General features: G+C 60.1%; 17 protein-coding genes. 3 read left to right on the plus strand and 14 right to left on the minus strand.

Annotated features, from left to right (window positions below; translation table 11 throughout):
• The first annotated feature begins 524 nt into the window (after positions 1-524).
• Genes HFK74_RS30960 through HFK74_RS30970 form a run of 3 tightly spaced genes read left to right on the plus strand, consistent with a single transcriptional unit; the run spans position 525 to position 2,817 of the window.
• Positions 525-1,022 (plus strand): hypothetical protein, encoded by a 498-nt coding sequence (locus HFK74_RS30960; RefSeq protein WP_180206859.1) that lies wholly within the window; start codon positions 525-527, stop codon positions 1,020-1,022.
• Complete coding sequence (locus HFK74_RS30965; RefSeq protein ID WP_180206860.1) at positions 1,019-2,431, plus strand: PAAR domain-containing protein; 1,413 nt, start codon at positions 1,019-1,021, stop codon at positions 2,429-2,431. Before HFK74_RS30960 ends, HFK74_RS30965 begins: the two co-directional genes overlap by 4 nt.
• The gene (locus HFK74_RS30970) at positions 2,428-2,817 is read left to right on the plus strand and encodes a hypothetical protein (protein ID WP_179054561.1); all 390 of its coding nucleotides are present in this window, start codon (positions 2,428-2,430) and stop codon (positions 2,815-2,817) included. Before HFK74_RS30965 ends, HFK74_RS30970 begins: the two co-directional genes overlap by 4 nt.
• A 91-nt stretch (positions 2,818-2,908) precedes the next feature.
• Here HFK74_RS30970 and nuoN read toward each other — a convergent pair whose 3' ends face one another.
• The 14 genes from nuoN to aceA all read right to left on the minus strand — a co-directional run bounded on the left by nuoN (position 2,909) and on the right by aceA (position 19,813).
• Positions 2,909-4,372 carry an NADH-quinone oxidoreductase subunit NuoN gene (gene nuoN, locus HFK74_RS30975; RefSeq protein WP_008061979.1) on the minus strand — a complete coding sequence of 488 codons (1,464 nt, stop codon included), beginning with the start codon at positions 4,370-4,372 and terminating at the stop codon, positions 2,909-2,911.
• 7 nt (positions 4,373-4,379) lie between these two features.
• Complete coding sequence (gene nuoM / locus HFK74_RS30980) at positions 4,380-5,912, minus strand: NADH-quinone oxidoreductase subunit M (RefSeq protein ID WP_180206861.1); 1,533 nt, start codon at positions 5,910-5,912, stop codon at positions 4,380-4,382.
• A gap of 39 nt (positions 5,913-5,951) precedes the next feature.
• Positions 5,952-7,805, minus strand: a complete 1,854-nt coding sequence (nuoL, locus tag HFK74_RS30985; RefSeq protein ID WP_180206862.1) for an NADH-quinone oxidoreductase subunit L — start codon at positions 7,803-7,805, stop codon at positions 5,952-5,954.
• Positions 7,802-8,110 carry an NADH-quinone oxidoreductase subunit NuoK gene (nuoK, locus tag HFK74_RS30990; protein ID WP_007946416.1) on the minus strand — a complete coding sequence of 103 codons (309 nt, stop codon included), beginning with the start codon at positions 8,108-8,110 and terminating at the stop codon, positions 7,802-7,804. Before nuoK ends, nuoL begins: the two co-directional genes overlap by 4 nt.
• 2 nt (positions 8,111-8,112) lie before the next feature.
• A complete protein-coding gene (gene nuoJ, locus HFK74_RS30995; RefSeq protein WP_008061982.1) occupies positions 8,113-8,616 on the minus strand; it encodes an NADH-quinone oxidoreductase subunit J in 504 nt (167 codons plus the stop codon).
• Between the two features lie 9 nt (positions 8,617-8,625).
• The gene (nuoI, locus tag HFK74_RS31000; RefSeq protein ID WP_032831797.1) at positions 8,626-9,174 is read right to left on the minus strand and encodes an NADH-quinone oxidoreductase subunit NuoI; all 549 of its coding nucleotides are present in this window, start codon (positions 9,172-9,174) and stop codon (positions 8,626-8,628) included.
• A 9-nt stretch (positions 9,175-9,183) separates the two neighbouring features.
• The gene (nuoH, locus tag HFK74_RS31005) at positions 9,184-10,191 is read right to left on the minus strand and encodes an NADH-quinone oxidoreductase subunit NuoH (RefSeq protein ID WP_008061983.1); all 1,008 of its coding nucleotides are present in this window, start codon (positions 10,189-10,191) and stop codon (positions 9,184-9,186) included.
• The gene (gene nuoG / locus HFK74_RS31010) at positions 10,188-12,902 is read right to left on the minus strand and encodes an NADH-quinone oxidoreductase subunit NuoG (protein WP_180206863.1); all 2,715 of its coding nucleotides are present in this window, start codon (positions 12,900-12,902) and stop codon (positions 10,188-10,190) included. The genes nuoH and nuoG overlap by 4 nt, the downstream gene beginning before the upstream one ends.
• 137 nt (positions 12,903-13,039) lie before the next feature.
• Positions 13,040-14,395: an NADH-quinone oxidoreductase subunit NuoF gene (gene nuoF / locus HFK74_RS31015; RefSeq protein ID WP_020799543.1), complete on the minus strand. Its 1,356-nt coding sequence runs from the start codon at positions 14,393-14,395 to the stop codon at positions 13,040-13,042.
• Positions 14,392-14,889, minus strand: coding sequence for an NADH-quinone oxidoreductase subunit NuoE (gene nuoE / locus HFK74_RS31020; protein WP_008053447.1), 498 nt, complete (start codon positions 14,887-14,889; stop codon positions 14,392-14,394). Before nuoE ends, nuoF begins: the two co-directional genes overlap by 4 nt.
• A 2-nt stretch (positions 14,890-14,891) precedes the next feature.
• Entirely contained in the window at positions 14,892-16,676 is a 1,785-nt protein-coding gene (nuoC, locus tag HFK74_RS31025) for an NADH-quinone oxidoreductase subunit C/D (protein ID WP_096510122.1), read from the minus strand.
• A gap of 73 nt (positions 16,677-16,749) precedes the next feature.
• The gene (locus tag HFK74_RS31030; RefSeq protein WP_008061991.1) at positions 16,750-17,424 is read right to left on the minus strand and encodes an NADH-quinone oxidoreductase subunit B family protein; all 675 of its coding nucleotides are present in this window, start codon (positions 17,422-17,424) and stop codon (positions 16,750-16,752) included.
• 10 nt (positions 17,425-17,434) lie between these two features.
• Positions 17,435-17,848, minus strand: coding sequence for an NADH-quinone oxidoreductase subunit A (locus tag HFK74_RS31035; protein ID WP_003223812.1), 414 nt, complete (start codon positions 17,846-17,848; stop codon positions 17,435-17,437).
• A 639-nt stretch (positions 17,849-18,487) separates the two neighbouring features.
• The gene (gene aceA / locus HFK74_RS31040; RefSeq protein WP_007970439.1) at positions 18,488-19,813 is read right to left on the minus strand and encodes an isocitrate lyase; all 1,326 of its coding nucleotides are present in this window, start codon (positions 19,811-19,813) and stop codon (positions 18,488-18,490) included.
• Positions 19,814-20,123 lie beyond the last annotated feature (310 nt).

Raw genomic sequence — 20,123 nt, forward strand, 5'->3', positions numbered from 1 at the left:
GCCACGTTCGTTTCCAAGCGAAGGGGTGGCAGCTGTACGCAGGTTGGAAAACCAGGGTAAACGAGCCCGGCAGACCTGGAAGGTCTCCCACGCACAGCTGCCATAACGAAACACACATTGTGCGAACGAGTACGTTATGAAGTGTGCCTTAGTGTCGTCTACCCGTCGGGTTTCCAAGCCCGACCGCTGTTTGTCAGCGGCACGGAAACGATAAAACCAAGCCTCATAGCGCACAAGTCGGCGGATTCTGTCTTACCTGTAGGTAATTCTGCAAGTTGTTGTGGCTTTCACGAAGTAACTTTCTTCCACTTAGCGAAAAGTTACTTTTTGAAACTATCGCTGTAGGAAATTGGTTGTTGGTTGCTGCGAAATTTCCTATTCGTTAATTTGGCTATGCCATTGGATTGCTTTCAGCACGCGTTCCACCGTCTTATTAGTCGTCGCCCAATATCCTCTCTGCTCAGCGCTTCTGCCGAGATGAGAAGGAAGGGCAATTCAAATCGATGACGATAAGGAAGTTGCAAATGAACGCATCCCTGCACCCTTTGTATACCAACGAAGTTTCTCCTGAACTTCTCCGCAGTCTTGACGCCCCCCAGTTCACTGAGGAACGACTTGCGCAATTTTGCGACGAAGCTCTGGCAGTTGTTCGCCAGGGGCAGGCATACATGGAGGCTCATCGCGCTCACGCCATTTACCGAATCGCAACCGAGGGCAGTCAAACCCGCGATGGCGGAGTGATCAAGCAGGGAGCTGCTCCCTTGGCGTTCACATTAGAGAGCGGCCAGAAAGTACGTGCGGCACAGAAAGGCGACTACGTCGTGTACGCCGATGGGAGTACGGCACAGATCGTGACGGGCGCGGGACAAGGAAATAGCCATATGGCTCTGGTCGGCAGCCGTCTTTGCAATGGCGACGAGATCATCAACACCTTGCAAGGCGGATTTTTGTTGGTGGGGCGTGATGGTGTAGCGATGGCCGAGGATTTTCTGCCCTCCATCCATCAGGTAGAACATCAATGAACGAAGGACATTTCATTGGCCTGAATGACAAGACCACTTGTGGCGGCAAAGTCCTGGATGGTCATACCGGCGTCATGATGTTCGGAATCGCCCATGCTCGCGAAGGTGATCGCGTCACCTGTGGCAAGGACGGCAAGACTTACAAGATCGTCGGTGGGATTTCGTACATGATCAGTCATGGCAAGGCCGTGGCAGGCACGCTGGACAGCTATAGCGATTGTCCCTGCAAAGCCCGACTGATCCCCTCGGTGGTCACGGCCACCTATCGCAGCGCTAACTCCGCACCGCAAACGGGCAGGGGTGCCGTGCAACCGGCTTCCAATCCTGCAACCAGTCAACCTGCAGCGCCGCGTCACTCCGGTTTCGCCCCTGCGACGCCTCCAGCACCGACGTTACTTACGCGCGCAGATCCTCAAGAGCCAGGGTTCTATGTGGTGCCAAAAAGTATGACCCGCGAAGCATTGGAGGCGGCACTTTTCCCTACGCCCGACCCGGGTGTGATGAGCAAGTTTCGGGCACTCAACCCCGCGTCAGACAATGACAAAGCCGGTTCGCTGATCGTATTGAGCGACCCGAATAACACCTCCTGTACCTACCAGGAGGCCCAGTTAATGCAGGCCGCGCAACAGGTCAAGGCGGCTCTCGACCCTCTTACACCAGAGGAAGCGGAGTTCATGTTCCGCCACGCAGCGGAAATCGCCAGTTTTACTGGCCACACCTCGACCTGGCTTGGTGTCAGCGCGGCGGTCATGGAAAAACATCTGACGCAAATGCGCGACACCCTGCAAGCCATTGAGCGTCTGCATCAGGACAGCTATCGCCAGCACGGCCACCTCAAATCGCCGCAGTTCTTCGCCGAACGCACGCGCCTGCTCGCCCAACTGGATGCGCATTTACTGAACTCCACTCTATTACGTGGCCAGACAACACTGGGCGATCATCCCAAGCTGAAGACGGCTCTTGGTATTTCCAGTCGCAGCTTGGTGCACCACTGGGACAAGGCTGGTGCGCCTGGGCAGATACCGGGTTACGCGACCCATGTGAATGCGGTCAGTCGGGCGGCGAAGTATATGAGCGCCGGTGGTTACATCGGCATTGGAATTGGCGGAGTTTCTTCGTTGCTGGCTATTCAAGAAGTTTGTGTTGGTGACTCTGGAGCAGCTTGTGAGAAGGTGAAATTTACTGAAGGAGGGAAATTCGTCGGATCCACAGCGGGCGGGATAGCGGGCGGGGTGGGCCTGCCTTGGGCTGGTCGTTCTGTTTGCCTAGCACTGGGGAAGCGGCATGTTTTGGGTGGTGTTGTTTGCCATGCCGCGTTGGTAGGGGTTGGTACATGGGTAGGGACAGACGGTGGTGGTAGTGTGGGCGAATACGTAGGTGAGAAAATTTTTGAAGTAAAACAGCAATGACCAGCATCGACACTTGGCCTCCGTGGATTGCATTAACTGTCACCGGCGGCCCAATTCTGGTGGGCATTCTGAATATCGTTTACGGCTTGTACCTGGGCCACCGTCATCTGGATGCCATGATGGAATCCTTGAAAAACAGTCGCTTCATTTACATTTGGGGGCCGGGGTGGCGGAGCCAGGGCTGGTTTGGCGGGTTTGTCCTGATCTCTACAATTGCCGGCATGGTGGTGTGGCCGAAAGAGTACATTCGCTATGGCAAAGTGGCCTCAGAGGATATCGAGAACTTTCCGCCTCACCTGAAGCGTCTCCTGGTCATATTTGTACTGGGTGTGATCGTCACTCTAACCGGGATAGCGATTGCATACGTGTTACTGGAATTCAGATAACTCGATAGCCCAGGTTGTCATTGAAGCACCAAACGCAAAAACGGCACCCGAAGGTGCCGTTTCTGTTTACTACCGAGTGAAGCTTAAGCGATCAGCCCGCCAGACCCGATTGCTGTACCAGGTTCAACAGCGGCTGTGGATACAGGCCGAGGAAGAACGCCAGTACCGCGATGGCCAGCAGCATCACGCCGCCTGCACGTTGTTCCCAGTGCAGCTGGGCATCGTGGCGACGCAGGTTTGGTTCGATCAGGTACAGGGTGACCATGACGCGCAGGTAGTAGAACACGCCGATGGCGCTGCCCAGTACCAGGGAGCCGACCAGCCACCATTGTTGCGACTGGACACCGGTGGCGATGATGTAGAACTTGCCGATGAAGCCCGCGGTCAGCGGGATACCGGCCAGGGACAGCATCATCACGGTCAGTACGGCGGTCAGGTACGGACGGCGCCAGAACAGGCCGCGGTATTCGTACAGGGCGTCTGCGTCACGGCCGTTGTACGGCGAGGACATCAGGGTGATCACGCCGAAGGCGCCGAGGCTGGTGATCACGTAGGTGACCAGGTACACGCCGATGGCTTCCACGGCCAGGCCCTTGCTCGCCACCAGGGCGATCAGCAGGTAGCCGAAGTGGGCGATGGACGAGTAACCCAGCAGACGCTTGAGGTTGCTCTGGGTCAGCGCCAGCAGGTTACCGAACAGGATCGACGCGATGGCGATGATGGTCAGCACGTCGCTCAGCACACCGCTGCTCGCCGCTGGCGAAATCTGGAACAGACGCACCATCACCGCGAACACGGCAACTTTGGAAGCGGTCGCCAGGAACGCTGCCACCGGTGCCGGAGCACCTTCGTAGACGTCCGGGGTCCAGAGGTGGAAAGGTACCAGCGACAGCTTGAACGCCAGGCCGATCAGCATCATGCCCAGGCCCAGTTGCGCCAGCGAGCTTGGCAGGCCGGTGGCCGCCAGGGCCTGGCCGATGCCGACGAAGCTCAGGGAGCCGGAGTCGGCATACAGCAGCGCCATGCCGAACAACAGGAACGCGGAACCGGCCGCCGACAGCACCATGTACTTGATGCCGGCTTCCAGCGAACGCTTGTTGAAGAAGGCGTAGGCCACCAGGCCGTAGACCGGTACCGACAGCAGCTCCAGACCAATGAACAAGCCGGCCAGGTGTTGCGCGCTGACCAGTACCAGGCCACCGGCGGCGGCCATCAGGATCAGCAGGTACAGTTCTTCACGGTTGCCCGGGTAACCCGAACCGCCATCGCCGAGGTAGGCGTGGGCGAGGGTCACACAGGCCAGGGTGGCGACCAGGATCAGCGCCATGTACAGGCAGGCGAAGGTGTCGATCTGCAGCAGTGGAGTCACCGCCAGTGGCGCGACTTTCAGGGCCGGCAGGATCGACAGCAACGCCAGGTTCAGACCCGCCACGGACAGCAGGAAGGTCTGGGAGTGGTTGCGCCGCCAGGCGATCGCCAGCATGACCACGATGATCGTGGCACTGGTGATCAACAGCGGCCCCAGCGCAATAAAGTGTTGAAGTGTAAATTCCATAGCGCTCTTACCGGGCCGAAGCGAGTTGAGTGAAGGCGGTGCCGAGCCATTGCTGCACGCCATGCATCGTAGCGGCAGAGGTATCGAGGAACGGTTGCGGGTAGACGCCGATGTAGATCAGCAGCGCTGCCAGGCCGACCACCATGATCATTTCGCGACCGTCCATGCCATGCATTACCGCGTCCGACTTGGCCGGGCCGAAGTACGCACGGTGGATCATGATCAGCGAGTAGACCGAACCGAACACCAGGCCGGACGTCGCGATGATGGTGACCCATGGAGCGATCGGGAAGGTGCCGATCAGGATCAGGAACTCACCGACGAAGTTACCGGTACCCGGCAGGCCCAGGGACGCTGCTGCGAAGAACAGGCTGAGGGCTGGCAGGTAGGCGATCTTCGACCACAGGCCACCCATTTCACGCATGTCGCGGGTGTGGGTGCGTTCGTACAGCTGGCCACTCAGGATAAAGAGTGCCGCGGCCGACAGACCGTGCGCCAGCATCTGCATCACTGCGCCTTGCAGCGCCAGTTGGCTGCCGGAGTAGATGCCGATCAGGACGAAGCCCATGTGGGAAACGGACGAGAAGGCGATCAGACGCTTGATGTCGGTTTGCGCGAACGCCAGGAACGCACCGTAGAAGATCCCGATCAGACCCAGGGTCATGGCGAACGGCGCGAACTCGGCCGAGGCATTCGGGAACAGCGGCAGGGCGAAACGCAGCAGGCCGTACGCAGCAGTTTTGAGCAAGATACCGGCCAGGTCCACGGAACCTGCGGTCGGTGCCTGGGCGTGAGCGTCAGGCAACCAGGAGTGGAACGGTACGACTGGCAGTTTCACCGCGAAGGCGATGAAGAAGCCGAGCATCAGGATGTACTCGGTAGTCGTCGACATCTTGGTCTTCAACAGGTCGGCGTAGTTGAAGGTAATCACGCCGGTGTCGTTGAAGTTCACCAGTACCAGGCCCAGGATCGCCACCAGCATGATCAGGCCGGATGCCTGGGTGAAGATGAAGAACTTGGTCGCCGCGTAGATCCGGGTTTTCTTGCCGTCCGAAGAGCTGTGACCCCAGAGCGCGATGAGGAAGTACATCGGCACCAGCATCATTTCCCAGAAGAAGAAGAACATGAACAGGTCGAGGGCCAGGAACACGCCGACGACACCGCCCAGGATCCACATCAGGTTCAGGTGGAAGAAGCCAACGTGACGCTGGATCTCTTTCCATGAGCAGAGGACCGAGAGCACACCCAGCAGGCCGGTCAGCATGATCATCAGCAGCGACAGGCCGTCGAGGGCCAGGTGCACGCTGATGCCGAAGCGCTGGATCCAGATGTGCTTGAACTCAAGCACCCAGGTAGGGTCGGCGCCAGGTTTTGGTGCAAACGAATAGTCGCCGTGGGCCCACAGCCAGAGGCCGAGGGCGAGCAACAGGGACATGGTGATCAGCGCAATCCAGCGGGGGAGGGTGGCGCCGAAGCGCTCACCCAGCCAGCACAGCAGGCCGCCGATGAAGGGGATCAGGATTAGCCAAGGCAGAATCATGACGGGCTCAATTCCTTTCGCAAGTTCGCAAGGTTCATATCAGACCGCTACCAGCACGACGGCGCCGATTACCAGCACGGCACCAGCAGCCATCGAGGCGGCATACCAACGCAGTTGACCGGTCTCGGTACGGCTCAGGGCGGTGTGACCGCCTTTGGCCATGCGCGGGATCAGACCGATGGTCTGGTCGAGCGGGTCTTTGCGCAGGATGTGGCTGATCGCCAGGTAAGGCTTGACGAACAGTTTGTCGTAGATCCAGTCGAAGCCCCAGGCAGCGAACCACCAGGCCGACAGGAAGCGGCCGATGCCGCTGTTGGCGATGGCGGTGACGAAGCGACGCTTGCCGAGGAACAGCAGTGCCGACAGCAGGATACCGGCCAGGGCGATGGCGCCCGAAGCGATTTCCAGGCTGTGCTTGGCTTCGCCGCCGGCATGGCCGACGCTTTCTGGCAGTACGCCGTGCAGCGGTGGAACGATCATGGCGCCGACGAAGGTCGACAGCACGATCAGCACCGACAGTGGCAGCCAGTGAGCGATGCCGTGACCGGCGTGGGCTTCGGTCTTCGCTTCACCGTGGAACGCGATGAAGATCAGGCGGAAGGTGTACAGCGACGTCATGAACGCACCGACCAGGCCGGCATACAGCAGACCTTCGTGGCCGCTGGCAAACGCTTCCCAGAGGATTTCGTCCTTGGAGTAGAAGCCTGCGGTCACCAGTGGCAGGGCCGCCAGGGCCGCGCCGCCGACGATGAAGCTGGCGTAGGCCAGGGGCAGTTTCTTCCACAGGCCGCCCATCTTGAAGATGTCCTGCTCGTGGTGGCAGGCAACGATCACCGCACCGGAAGCAAGGAACAACAGGGCCTTGAAGAAGGCGTGGGTCATCAGGTGGAAGATCGCGCCGTCCCAGGCGCCAACGCCCAGGGCCAGGAACATGTAGCCGATCTGGCTCATGGTCGAGTAGGCGAGGATACGCTTGATGTCCGTCTGCACCAGCGCGGCGAAACCGGCCAGTACCAGGGTCACGCCACCAACGATGCCTACCAGGTGCAGGATTTCCGGCGCCAGGGTGAACAGGCCGTGGGTACGGGCGATCAGGTAGACGCCCGCGGTCACCATGGTTGCGGCGTGGATCAGTGCCGAAACCGGGGTAGGACCGGCCATCGCATCCGCCAGCCAGGTTTGCAGCGGCAGTTGCGCGGATTTACCGACAGCGCCGCCCAGCAGCATCAGGGTGGCCATGACCATCCAGAAGTCGCCGGCCTGGAATTTCTGCGGTGCCAGCACCAGCAGTTCCTGGACGTTCAGCGTACCCAGTTGGGCGAACAGGATGAACAGGCCGATGGCCATGAACACGTCGCCGATACGGGTCACGATGAAGGCCTTGAGCGCGGCGTTACCGTTGTTGCGGTTGCTGTAGTAGAAACCGATCAACAGGTACGAGCACAGGCCCACGCCTTCCCAACCGAAGTACAGGAACAACAGGTTATCGCCCAGCACCAGGAACAGCATGCTGGCGATAAACAGGTTGGTGTAGGCGAAGAAACGCGAGTAACCGGCTTCACCGCGCATGTACCAGGACGCGAACAGGTGGATCAGGAAACCCACGCCGACCACCACACCGAGCATGGTCAGGGACAGACCATCCAGGTACAGGGCGAAGTTCGGCGTGAAGCCTTCCACCGCCATCCACTGCCACAACACCTGGGTGTAGTGGCCGCCTTCTGGTGGCGCGACGTTGAACTGCCAGATCACATAAGCGGTGACGATGGCAGACAGGCCGACGGAACCGACGCCGATCAGCGCCGAGAGGTTTTCCGAGAGGCGTCCACGGGAGAACGACAGCAGCAGGAAACCAATGAGAGGGAATACGAAAGTCAGATAGAGAAAATTCATCCGCGCATCTCACTGGCAGCGTCGATATCGAGCGTGTGGAAGCGGCGATACAGTTGCAGCAGGATCGCCAGGCCAATACTGGCCTCGGCGGCTGCCAGGCTGATCACCAGGATGAACATGATCTGTCCATCCGGCTGCGCCCAGCGGCTACCGGCAACGATGAACGCCAACGCGGAGGCATTCATCATGACCTCCAGGCTCATCAGCACGAAAAGAATGTTGCGGCGGACCATCAGGCCGACCAGACCGAGGCAGAACAGGATGCCGGCGACCGCCAGACCATGCTCCATGGGGATAGCAGGCATCGTCATTGCTCCTTGGCTTCGTTGCGGCCCAAGTGGAACGCCGTGACGGCTGCGGCGAGCAGCAGCATCGAGGCGAGTTCGACCACCAGCAGGTACGGACCGAACAGGCTGATGCCCACGGCCTTGGCGTCTACGGTGGTGTGGCCGACGGCTTCACCGGTCTGGTGGGAGAACAGCACATACAGCAGTTCCACCAGCAGCAGTGCCGCCAGGGCGACCGGGCCGCCCCAGATACCGGGCTTGAGCCAGACGCGCTCTTGCTGAACCGAGGCGGGCCCCAGGTTCAGCATCATCACCACGAACACGAACAGCACCATGATGGCGCCAGCGTAGGCGATCACTTCCAGGACACCGGCGAACGGCGCGCCAAGGGCGAAGAACGTCATCGCCACGGCGATCAGCGAAATGATCAGGTAGAGCAGGGCGTGCACAGGGTTGGTGTTGGTGATCACGCGAAGCGTGGACACCACAGCGATACCCGATGCGAAATAGAAAGCGAATTCCATCTTTCTTCCTTAAGGCAGCAAGCTCTTCACGTTGATCGGTTCGGCTTCATTCTGCGCGGAGCCTTTCGGCTTACCGGCAATCGCCATACCTGCAACACGATAGAAGTTGTAATCAGGGTTTTTGCCGGGGCCGGAGATCAGCAGATCTTCTTTCTCGTAAACCAGGTCCTGACGTTTGAACTCGGCCATTTCGAAATCCGGCGTGAGCTGGATCGCGGTGGTCGGGCAGGCTTCCTCGCAGAGGCCGCAGAAGATGCAGCGCGAGAAGTTGATGCGGAAGAAGTCCGGGTACCAGCGACCGTCTTCGGTTTCAGCTTTCTGCAGCGAGATGCAACCGACCGGGCACGCCACGGCGCACAGGTTGCAGGCTACGCAACGCTCTTCGCCGTCGGGGTCGCGGGTCAGGACGATACGGCCACGGTAGCGCGGCGGCAGGTAGACCGGTTCTTCCGGGTACTGCAGCGTGTCGCGCTTGCGGAAGGCGTGGCCGAAAATCATCACCAGGCTGCGAAGCTGGGTGTAGAAGCCATGCACGATGTCAAATATGTACTTCATGATTCTCTATCCTCACTGAGCCGCGACGGCGGGCGTGTTGAGCAACACGATCGCAGCGGTCACCAGCATGTTGACGAGGGTCAGCGGCAGGCAGAACTTCCAGCTGAAATCCATCACCTGGTCATACCGTGGGCGCGGAATAGAGGCGCGCAACAGGATGAACATCATGATGAAGAAACCGGTTTTCAGTGCGAACCAGATGAACGGGATCTGCGGCAGGATGTTGAACGGACCGTGCCAGCCACCGAAGAACAAGGTCACCAGCAGTGCCGAAATCAACACGATGCCGATGTACTCGCCAACGAAGAACATGCCCCATTTCATGCCGGCGTATTCAATGTGGTAACCGTCGGCCAGTTCCTGTTCCGCTTCCGGCTGGTCGAACGGGTGACGGTGAGTCACGGCCACGCCAGCGATGAAGAAGGTCAGGAAACCGAAGATCTGCGGAATGATGAACCACATGTTCTGCGCTTGGTATTCAACGATGTCGCGCATGTTGAACGAGCCCACCTGGATCACGATGCCCATCAGCGACAGGCCCATGAACACTTCGTACGACACGGTCTGTGCCGAGGCCCGCAAGCTGCCCAGCAGGGCGAACTTGTTGTTGCTCGACCAGCCGGCGAACAGCACCGCATAGACCGACAGGCCGGCCATGGCGAAGAAGAACAGGATGCCGATGTTGATGTCCGCCACGCCCCAGGTCGGGGTGATCGGGATGATCGCGAAGGCAATCAGCAGGGCGCTCATGGCGACTACCGGTGCCAGGGTGAAGATCATCTTGTCGGCGAATGGAGGCGTCCAGTCTTCCTTGAAGAACATCTTGATCATGTCGGCGGCGATCTGGAACGCGCCGAACGGACCCACGCGGTTCGGACCGTAACGGTCCTGCCAGAGGGCGAGCAGACGACGCTCGACCCAGCTGAGCAGGGCGCCGCAGACCACCACGGCGAGCAGGATCACCACGGCCTTGAGGACCGCGATGATGATGTCGATCACTTCAGGAGTGAACAAGGTCATTGCGCTGCCTCCTGCAGACCGTCAACGGATTTGCCAAAGATTGCTGGCGGAATGCCGGCGATGCCCGCAGGCAAGGCCACCAGGCCAGCGCCCAGCTCTTCGTTGATGCGCAGAGGCAGACGCAGGGTCTGGCCAGCCACGTTCAAGCTCAGCATGGCGCCGTCGTTGACACCCAGGCGGTCGGCTTCGGACTTGGCCAGGGCGACGTAGGCGGCCGGGATGCGTTCCTGGACCGGCGCGGCTTTCGAAGAGTTCTCTTCGCTGCCGAACAGGTGGAAGAACGGCACGACCTGCCAGGTGCCCGGGGCCGGGTTGAACGCACGCGGAACAGCGGCGAACCAGTTCAGCGAATCACCGGTGCTTTCGATCAGGCGGGTGCCCGGGTCGCCAGCGCGGATGTGACCACCGACTTCGTCCTGGAACTTGTTCCAGGCTTGCGGCGAGTTCCAGCCCGGAGACCAGGCGAATGGCACTTGCTGACGCGGTTCGGCCGAACCCGAGTAGCCTTCCATGGAGAAGGCGAACGCGGTGTCCTTGTCCTGCGGGGTACGCGGTTCGTGCACGCTGATGTCGGCGCGCATGGCGGTACGACCGGAGTAACGCAGCGGTTCACGGGCCAGTTTCATGCCCTTGATGCGGAACGCGGCGGACGGTGCGGCATCGACGATGCGGTTCAGTTGCGGCGTGCTTGAAGCGACGGCGGCGGTGACGTGGTCCAGTTGGGTCCAGTCGATCGGCTGGTTCAGCAGGGTCGCACGCAGGGCATGCAGCCAGCGCCAGCCTTCGTGAACCAGGATGCTGGCATCCATGTACTTCGGATCGAACACCTGGAAGAAGCGCTGGGCGCGGCCTTCCTGGCTGACCAGGGTACCGTCGCCTTCAGCGAAGCTGGCAGCTGGCAGGACCAGGTGCGCGCGATCGCTGGTGGCGGTCTTCTGGTGATCCGCCACGATCAGCACTTTGGCGGCGGTCAGGGCAGCATCGACCTTCACTTTGTCGGTACGGGTGTACAGGTCGTTTTCCAGCACGACGATGGCGTCGGCCTTACCGTCGATCACGGCTTGCAGCGCGGCGTCGACCGATTCGCCACCGAGCATGGCCAGGCCGAGGCTGTTGGCCTCTGGCACGATCAGGCTGATGGAACCGTTCTTCTCGCGCAGCTTCAGGGCTTTGGCGATGTTGGCGGCAGCCTCGATCAGCGCTTTGGAACCCAGGGAGGTACCGGCGATGATCAGCGGGCGCTTGGCCGCGAGCAGGGCGTCGGCGATGCGCTTGGCCAGCTCGAGGGCTTCGGCGTCCAGGCCTTCAACGGCAGGAGCGCTGGCGTCGAGGGCGTGAGCCACGGCGAAACCGATGCGGGCCAGGTCGTCAGGCGCTGCGTGCACGCACTCTTCAGCGATGTCGTCGAGCTTGGTTTCAGCCAGGCTGGCGATAAACAGTGGGTTCAGCGCGTGCTGGCCGATGTTCTTCACCGCGGCGTCGAGCCAAGGCTGGACGCGCATGGCGTCGGCCATGTCTTCGGCCTTGCCCTTGACCGATTGACGCAGGGACAGCGCCACACGGGCGGCGGTCTGGGTCAGGTCTTCACCGAGGACGAAGATGGCGTCGTGGTCTTCGATGTCGCGCATGTTCGGCACAGGCAGCGGGCTGTCTTTGAGCACCTGCAACACCAGACGGATGCGTTCCAGCTCGGCGGCCTCGATACCGGAGTAGAAGTGCTCGGCACCGACCAGTTCGCGCAACGCGTAGTTGCTTTCGAGGCTGGCGCGAGGCGAACCGATACCGACGATGTTGCGACCGCGCAGCAGGTCGGCGGCTTTATCCAGTGCTTCGTCGAGGCTCAGCTTGGCGCCGTTGGCCAACAGCGGCTGACGTGGACGGTCGGTGCGGTTGACATAGCCATAGCCGAAACGACCACGGTCGCACAGGAAGTACTGGTTCACCGAACCGTTGTAACGGTTTTCGATACGACGCAGTTCACCGTAGCGCTCGCCCGGGGAGATGTTGCAACCGCTGGAGCAGCCATGGCAGATGCTCGGCGAGAACTGCATGTCCCACTTACGGTTGTAGCGCTCGGAGTGAGTCTTGTCGGTGAACACGCCGGTCGGGCAGACCTCGGTGAGGTTGCCGGAGAACTCGCTTTCCAGCACGCCGTCTTCAACGCGACCGAAGTACACGTTGTCGTGGGCGCCGAACACGCCGAGGTCGGTGCCGCCAGCGTAGTCTTTATAGAAGCGCACGCAGCGGTAGCAAGCGATGCAGCGGTTCATTTCGTGGGAAATGAACGGGCCCAGTTGCTGGTTCTGGTGGGTACGCTTGGTGAAGCGGTAACGGCGCTCGTTGTGGCCGGTCATTACCGTCATGTCTTGCAGGTGGCAGTGACCGCCTTCCTCACAGACCGGGCAGTCGTGAGGGTGGTTGGTCATCAGCCATTCGACAACACTGGCGCGGAACGCCTTGGATTCTTCATCGTCGATGGAGATCCAGGTGTTGTCGGTGGCAGGGGTCATGCAGGACATGACGATACGACCACGGGTGTCGTTCTCGTCGGTGTACTGCTTGACCGCGCACTGGCGGCAAGCGCCAACGCTGCCAAGGGCTGGGTGCCAGCAGAAGTAAGGAATATCGAGGCCTAGCGACAGACATGCCTGTAACAGGTTGTCTGCCCCGTCGACTTCGAGCGCTTTGCCGTCTACGTGGATAGTGGCCATGGTTCAAAGTTCTTCGTTGGCCCGGTGTCAGCGGGCGTGGCTAATGGAATCTTGTTATCCGCGCGAATCAACACAGCCGGTAAAGGCGTCATCGCACGAAAAGCGAAGGGCACGGACCCTTCGCCTTGTTTAAGCGTTTACGCGCCGACTACGATCGGCCTGGCCAGAGGCGGGACGGCGGCGCGGGTAGGCGCGATGCCGGCTTCGAACTCGTGGCGGAAGTATTTGATGGCGCTGCCCAACGGCTCCACGGCACCCGGTGCGTGAGCACAGAAGGTCTTGCCTGGGCCGAGGAAGCCGACCAGACCCAGCAGGGTCTCGATGTCGCCGGCTTGCCCTTCACCGTTCTCGATGGCCATCAGCAGCTTGACGCTCCATGGCAGGCCATCGCGGCAAGGGGTGCAGAAGCCGCAGGATTCGCGGGCGAAGAACTGCTCCATGTTGCGCAGCAGGGACACCATGTTGACGCTGTCGTCCACCGCCATGGCCAGGCCGGTACCCATACGGGTGCCCACCTTGGCGATGCCGCCGGCGTACATTTGTGCGTCCAGGTGTTCCGGCAACAGGAAGCCGGTACCGGCGCCGCCAGGCTGCCAGGCCTTGAGCTTGTAACCATCGCGCATGCCGCCGGCGTAGTCTTCGAACAGCTCGCGAGCGGTGACGCCGAATGGCAGTTCCCACAGGCCAGGGTTCTTGACCTTGCCGGAGAAGCCCATGAGCTTGGTGCCCATGTCTTCGCTGCCTTCGCGAGCCAACGATTTGTACCAGTCCACGCCGTCGGCAATGATTGCCGGCACGTTGCACAGGGTTTCAACGTTGTTCACGCAGGTCGGCTTGCCCCACACGCCAACGGCGGCCGGGAAGGGCGGCTTGGAGCGCGGGTTGGCACGGCGGCCTTCGAGGGAGTTGATCAGTGCGGTTTCTTCACCGCAGATGTAACGCCCGGCGCCGGTGTGGACGAACAGCTCGAAATCGAAGCCGCTGCCCAGGATGTTTTTACCCAGCAGGCCAGCTGCCTTGGCTTCTTCCACGGCACGGTTGAGGTGCTTGGCGGCGGTGGTGTACTCGCCACGCAGGAAGATGTAGCCACGGTAGGTTTTCAATGCGCGGGCACTGATCAGCATGCCTTCGATCAGCAGATGGGGCAGTTGCTCCATCAGCATGCGGTCTTTCCAGGTGTTGGGCTCCATTTCATCCGCGTTGCACAGCAGGTAGCGGATGTTGATGGATTCGTCTTTTGGCATCAGGCCCCACTTCACGCCAGTGGGGAAGCCTGCACCGCCGCGACCCTTGAGGCCGGAGTCTTTCACGGTCTGGACGATATCGTCCTGGGCCATGTCGGCGAAGGCCTTGCGCGCAGCGGCGTAACCGTTCTTGGCCTGGTACTCGTCGAGCCATACGGCTTCGCCGTCGTCACGCAGACGCCAGGTGAGCGGGTGAGTCTCGGCCGAACGCTTGATGCGGTTGGCCGGGCCGAAGGAAGTCAGGGTCATACGTAGCCCTCGAGCAATTTGGCAACGCCTGCTGGCTGCACATCACCGAAAGTGTCGTCGTCGATCATCAACGCCGGCGCCTTGTCGCAGTTGCCGAGGCAGCAGACCGGCAGCAGGGTGAAACGACCGTCGGTGGTGGTCTGACCCAGGCCGATGCCGAGTTTGCTCTGGATTTCGCTGACCACCGACTCGTGGCCGCCGATGTAGCAGACCATGCTGTCGCAGACGCGAATGATGTGACGGCCCACTGGCTGACGGAAGATCTGGCTGTAGAACGTCGCCACGCCTTCAACGTCGCTGGCCGGGATGCCGAGGATCTCGCCGATGGCGTACAGGGCGCCGTCCGGCACCCAGCCACGTTCCTTCTGGACGATCTTCAGGGCTTCGATCGACGCCGCGCGCGGATCTTCGTAGTGATGCAGCTCGTGCTCGATGGCCGAGCGCTCGGTTTCACTCAAGGTGAAACGGTCTGTCTGGATAAGCGTGCTGTTCATGCTTAGCGGTCCACGTCGGCCATAACGAAATCGATACTACCCAGGTACGCGATCAAGTCCGCGACCATGCTGCCTTTGATCACCGAAGGGATCTGCTGCAGGTGCGGGAAGCTTGGGGTACGAATCCGGGTGCGGTAGCTCATGGTGCCGCCATCGCTCGTCAGGTAATAACTGTTGATGCCCTTGGTCGCTTCGATCATCTGGAAGGATTCGTTGGCCGGCATGACCGGGCCCCACGAAACTTGCAGGAAGTGCGTGATCAAGGTTTCGATGTGCTGCAGCGTGCGCTCTTTCGGTGGCGGGGTAGTCAGCGGGTGATCCGCCTTGTACGGGCCTTCCGGCATGTTGCGCAGGCACTGGTCGATGATCTTGATGCTCTGGCGCATTTCTTCCACGCGCACGATGCAACGGTCGTAGGCATCGCCATTGGCCGCCAGGGGTACTTCGAATTCGAAGTTCTCGTAGCCGGAGTATGGACGTGCTTTACGCAGGTCGAAGTCGCAACCGGTGGAACGCAGGCCGGCACCGGTGACCCCCCATTCCAGGGCTTGCTTGGTGTTGTAGTCGGCGACGCCGATGGTGCGGCCACGCAGGATGCTGTTGTCCAGGGCGGCTTTCTGGTATTCGTCCAGACGCTTGGGCATCCACTCGACGAAGTCCTTGACCAGTTTTTCCCAGCCGCGCGGCAGGTCGTGGGCGACGCCACCGATGCGGTACCAGGCCGGGTGCAGGCGGAAGCCGGTAATGGCTTCGATCACCGTGTAGGCACGCTGGCGGTCGGTAAAGGTGAAGAACACCGGGGTCATGGCGCCGACGTCCTGGATATAGGTACCCAGGAACAGCAGGTGGCTGGTGATCCGGAAGAACTCGGCCATCATGATGCGGATGACGTCGACCTTCTCCGGCACCTTGATGCCGGCCAGCTTCTCGACCGAGAGCACGTACGGCAGGTTGTTCATCACGCCGCCGAGGTAGTCAATACGGTCGGTGTACGGGATGAAACTGTGCCAGGACTGACGCTCGGCCATCTTCTCGGCGCCACGGTGGTGGTAGCCGATGTCCGGAACGCAATCGACGATCTCTTCACCGTCCAGCTGCAGGATGATGCGGAACGCACCGTGCGCCGAAGGGTGGTTGGGACCCAGGTTGAGGAACATGTAGTCCTCGTTCGGGCCGGAACGCTTCATGCCCCAGTCTTCAGGCTTGAAGCGCGCGGCTTCTTCCTCGAGCTGTTGCTTGGCCAGGGTCAGGCTGAACGGATCGAATTCGGTGGCACGGGCCGGGAAGTCCTTGCGCAGCGGGTGACCTTCCCAGGTCGGCGGCATCATGATGCGCGACAGGTGCGGGTGACCTTTGAAGTCGATGCCGTACATGTCCCAGACTTCACGCTCGTACCAGTTGGCGTTCGGCCAGATGCTGGTGACGGTCGGCAGGCTGAGGTCGCTCTCGGACAAGGCGACCTTGATCATTACGTCACTATTACGTTCGATCGACATCAGGTGATAGAACACGGAGAAGTCGACGCCGTTCGGCAGCCCTTGACGCTTGGTGCGCAGACGCTCGTCCACGCCATGCAGGTCATAGAGCATGACGTACGGCTTGGGCAGGTTGCGCAGGAAAGTCAGGACTTCGACGAGTTTGGCGCGGGCAACCCAAAGCACCGGCATGCCGGTGCGGGTAGGCTGGGCGGTGAACGCCTCCGGGCCAAAACGGTTGTTCAGTTCGACGACCACATCCTGGTCGTCTGCCTTGTAAGGCGGGATGTACAGAGCACTGCCTGTAGTCATGGTTATTTAATCGCTTTCGGTCAACGTAAAGAATGAAGCCAGTGTCTCGTTCTATTAAAGAAGCAGATCTGGATCAGACTTCGTCGGGGCTGCGCAGATTGGTGACTGCGATTCGCTGTTCGCGGCGCTTGTCCTTTTCGGAAGGCATCTCGGCGCGATATACGCCTTGATCGCCAACGACCCAGGAAAGCGGACGACGCTCCTGTCCAATCGACTCCTGCAGCAGCATCAAGCCTTGCAGGAAAGCTTCAGGACGGGGCGGGCAGCCAGGCACGTAGACGTCCACGGGCAGGAACTTGTCCACCCCTTGAACGACGGAGTAGATGTCGTACATGCCACCGGAGTTGGCGCACGAACCCATGGAGATGACCCATTTAGGCTCGAGCATTTGCTCGTAGAGACGCTGGATGATCGGCGCCATCTTGATGAAGCAGGTACCGGCGATAACCATGAAATCCGCCTGGCGCGGCGACGCCCGGATAACCTCGGCGCCAAAGCGCGCGATGTCGTGGGGCGCCGTGAAGGCGGTGGTCATTTCCACGTAGCAGCACGAAAGACCGAAGTTATACGGCCACAGGGAGTTCTTGCGCCCCCAGTTGATCGTGCCGTTAAGCACGTCTTCGAGCTTGCCCATGAAAATGTTTTTGTGGACTTGATCTTCTAACGGATCGGAAACGGTTTCCCGTTGGCCAATCGGATACTGCTCGTTAGGAGCATCGGGGTCGATCCTGGTGAGATTGTATTGCATTGCCAAAGCCTCATTGTTTCAGCTTCGCTTGCCGCTTGCGCCGAGCTTCCGGAGCCCAGTCAAGGGCGCCCACTCGGAATAGGTAGACAAGACCTGCCAACAGAATTGCTATGAAAACGAGAGCTTCGACGAATCCGGTCCAGCCGCTTTCGCGGACGGACACAGACCAGGCAAAGAGAAAGAGGGCTTCGATATCGAAGATCACGAAGAGCATCGCGACCAGATAGAATTTGGCTGAGAGCCGCAAGCGGGCGCCACCTGTAGGTAGCATGCCGGACTCGAACGGTTCGTTTTTGCTGCGGCCCCAGGCTTTTGACCCAAGGAGGCTGGAGACGCCCAGCATGAAGGCACAGAGGCCGACGACGCCTAGAAGGAAAATGGCAAAGCCCCAGTTGTGGGCCATGAGTCCTGTCGCTTCGGGCATGCTGGAAATCCTTAACAGAGAGCAAAGGTCTCTGAGCTTGAAAAGGTAACAACGCAGTGACGATATGTCGCAGCAATCAATCCCGCTGATTTTATGGCTAAACACCCAGCAAGTAAAATTCCTATAGCGAAATTATTTATAGGAATAAGGACATGGCGAGCGGTAAAAGCGCCGTAGCCCTTGCGTTGCGGGCATTAGCCGGCTTTTCGGGAAATATGTTTTGTTGGGAATGTAACGAACATTGTTTTGGCTAAATGATAATCAATATTGTTTGTGGCGGTTTTTAAACTGTTTATCCTTCAGGGCGTTGGGAAGTTGTCTTATATAAGGGTTACTGCAAGTAGGGGTGGGGCGTGTTTTAACGGATTTTCCTGCCAGCGATAGCGCTCTGGGTCAATGATTTTGATCGCGCAGTGATCGTGATTGTGGCGCGGAACCTGTAGGAGCTGGCTTGCCAGCGAAGGCGTCCGTTTATTCAATGCATGGCTTTCGGGCCTCTTCGCTGGCAAGCCAGCTCCTACAAGGAGGGGTGAGATTTCAGACAAAAAAACGCCCCGAACCAGTCGGGGCGTCAGGTGTGCAGCGCTGCGGTTAGCTTTCTATAGGGCCCGCGGCGGCTGATGTCTCAAGCGAAGCAGATCAGTGGAACTGTTCTTCTTCGGTCGAACCGGTCAGTGCGGTTACCGACGACGAGCCGCCCTGGATCACGGTGGTCATGTCGTCGAAGTAGCCGGTGCCCACTTCCTGCTGGTGAGCCACGAAGGTGTAGCCTTTGGCAGCGTCAGCGAATTCCTGCTCCTGCAGCTTCACGTAGGCAGTCATGTCGTTGCGGGCGTAGTCGTGCGCCAGGTTGAACATGCTGTGCCACATGTTGTGAATGCCGGCCAGGGTGATGAACTGGTGCTTGTAGCCCATGGCGGACAGTTCGCGCTGGAACTTGGCGATGGTCGCGTCGTCCAGGTTTTTCTTCCAGTTGAAGGAAGGCGAGCAGTTGTAGGACAGCAGTTGGTCCGGGTATTCCTTCTTGATCGCTTCAGCGAAGCGACGAGCCTCGTCCAGGTCCGGCTTGGCGGTTTCGCACCAGATCAGGTCGGCGTATGGCGCGTAGGCCAGGCCGCGAGCGATCGCCTGGTCCAGGCCGGCGCGCACTTTGTAGAAGCCTTCCTGGGTACGTTCGCCAGTCACGAATGGCTGGTCGTACGGGTCGCAGTCCGAAGTCAGCAGGTCGGCGGCGTTGGCGTCGGTACGGGCCAGGATGATGGTCGGGGTACCGGCAACGTCAGCCGCCAGGCGGGCAGCAGTCAGCTTCTGTACGGCTTCCTGGGTAGGAACCAGTACCTTGCCGCCCATGTGGCCGCATTTTTTCACGGAAGCCAGTTGGTCTTCGAAGTGAACGCCGGCGGCGCCTGCTTCGATCATGCTCTTCATCAGCTCGTAGGCGTTCAGTACGCCGCCGAAACCGGCTTCGGCGTCAGCCACGATTGGCGCGAAGTAGTCGATGTAGCCCGCGTCGCCCGGGTTCTTGCCGGCTTTCCACTGGATCTGGTCGGCACGACGGAACGAGTTGTTGATGCGCTTGACCACGGTTGGAACCGAGTCCACCGGGTACAGCGACTGGTCCGGGTACATCGATTCGGCGGAGTTGTTGTCCGCAGCCACTTGCCAGCCCGACAGGTAGATCGCCTGGATACCGGCTTTGACTTGTTGTACAGCCTGGCCGCCGGTCAGGGCGCCCATGCAGTTGACGAAATCTTTCTCAGGACGGAAGGCTGGCTTGGCACCCTGGGTAACCAGGTTCCACAGCTTCTCGGCGCCCATTTTTGCAAAAGTGTGCTCAGGTTGAACCGAGCCACGCAGGCGGACGACGTCAGCAGCGGAGTAAGTGCGTGTCACGCCTTTCCAGCGCGGGTTTTCAGCCCAGTCTTTTTCGAGGGCTGCAATTTGCTGTTCGCGTGTCAGTGCCATGGGAGATAAACCTCGTCGCGTCTTTATGAAAAGTTGTTCTGCGGTGGAAAATTCCTGCGCTCGCTGACCAGAAGCTTAGGCGGTCAAGTCGGATTCGGCGGGGATGGCGACGGGATGAGCGATGGGCTCGAGGGGAAGTGAGCAGGTAAAGGCGAACTGCGGGCGCATTCAGGCGTCGTGGGCCTTGGTACGAACATCAGTGTGGTGCCGGGTTACCTAATTACGCTTCCGTCCCTCGGGACAACTTCGTTCCAGTCGGCAACCTCGTCAAACACACCTTGTGGGCGGTACAGACACGAAGCGGTTCGCG

The organism is Pseudomonas sp. SbOxS1 (genome assembly GCF_013416725.1).
Classification (GTDB): Bacteria; Pseudomonadota; Gammaproteobacteria; order Pseudomonadales; family Pseudomonadaceae; genus Aquipseudomonas.

Coding starts and splice junctions, on each gene's coding strand:
- nuoF (WP_020799543.1), bottom strand. CDS start 14,395: ATGACCCTGACTTCCTTCGGCCCGGCCAACCGCATCAAGCGTTCGGCC.
- nuoH (WP_008061983.1), bottom strand. CDS start 10,191: ATGACCTTGTTCACTCCTGAAGTGATCGACATCATCATCGCGGTCCTC.
- nuoK (WP_007946416.1), bottom strand. CDS start 8,110: ATGCCTGCTATCCCCATGGAGCATGGTCTGGCGGTCGCCGGCATCCTG.
- nuoC (WP_096510122.1), bottom strand. CDS start 16,676: ATGACTACAGGCAGTGCTCTGTACATCCCGCCTTACAAGGCAGACGAC.
- aceA (WP_007970439.1), bottom strand. CDS start 19,813: ATGGCACTGACACGCGAACAGCAAATTGCAGCCCTCGAAAAAGACTGG.
- HFK74_RS30965 (WP_180206860.1), top strand. CDS start 1,019: ATGAACGAAGGACATTTCATTGGCCTGAATGACAAGACCACTTGTGGC.
- HFK74_RS30970 (WP_179054561.1), top strand. CDS start 2,428: ATGACCAGCATCGACACTTGGCCTCCGTGGATTGCATTAACTGTCACC.
- nuoE (WP_008053447.1), bottom strand. CDS start 14,889: ATGAACAGCACGCTTATCCAGACAGACCGTTTCACCTTGAGTGAAACC.
- HFK74_RS31035 (WP_003223812.1), bottom strand. CDS start 17,848: ATGCCCGAAGCGACAGGACTCATGGCCCACAACTGGGGCTTTGCCATT.
- HFK74_RS31030 (WP_008061991.1), bottom strand. CDS start 17,424: ATGCAATACAATCTCACCAGGATCGACCCCGATGCTCCTAACGAGCAG.
- nuoM (WP_180206861.1), bottom strand. CDS start 5,912: ATGATTCTGCCTTGGCTAATCCTGATCCCCTTCATCGGCGGCCTGCTG.
- HFK74_RS30960 (WP_180206859.1), top strand. CDS start 525: ATGAACGCATCCCTGCACCCTTTGTATACCAACGAAGTTTCTCCTGAA.
- nuoG (WP_180206863.1), bottom strand. CDS start 12,902: ATGGCCACTATCCACGTAGACGGCAAAGCGCTCGAAGTCGACGGGGCA.
- nuoL (WP_180206862.1), bottom strand. CDS start 7,805: ATGAATTTTCTCTATCTGACTTTCGTATTCCCTCTCATTGGTTTCCTG.
- nuoN (WP_008061979.1), bottom strand. CDS start 4,372: ATGGAATTTACACTTCAACACTTTATTGCGCTGGGGCCGCTGTTGATC.
- nuoJ (WP_008061982.1), bottom strand. CDS start 8,616: ATGGAATTCGCTTTCTATTTCGCATCGGGTATCGCTGTGGTGTCCACG.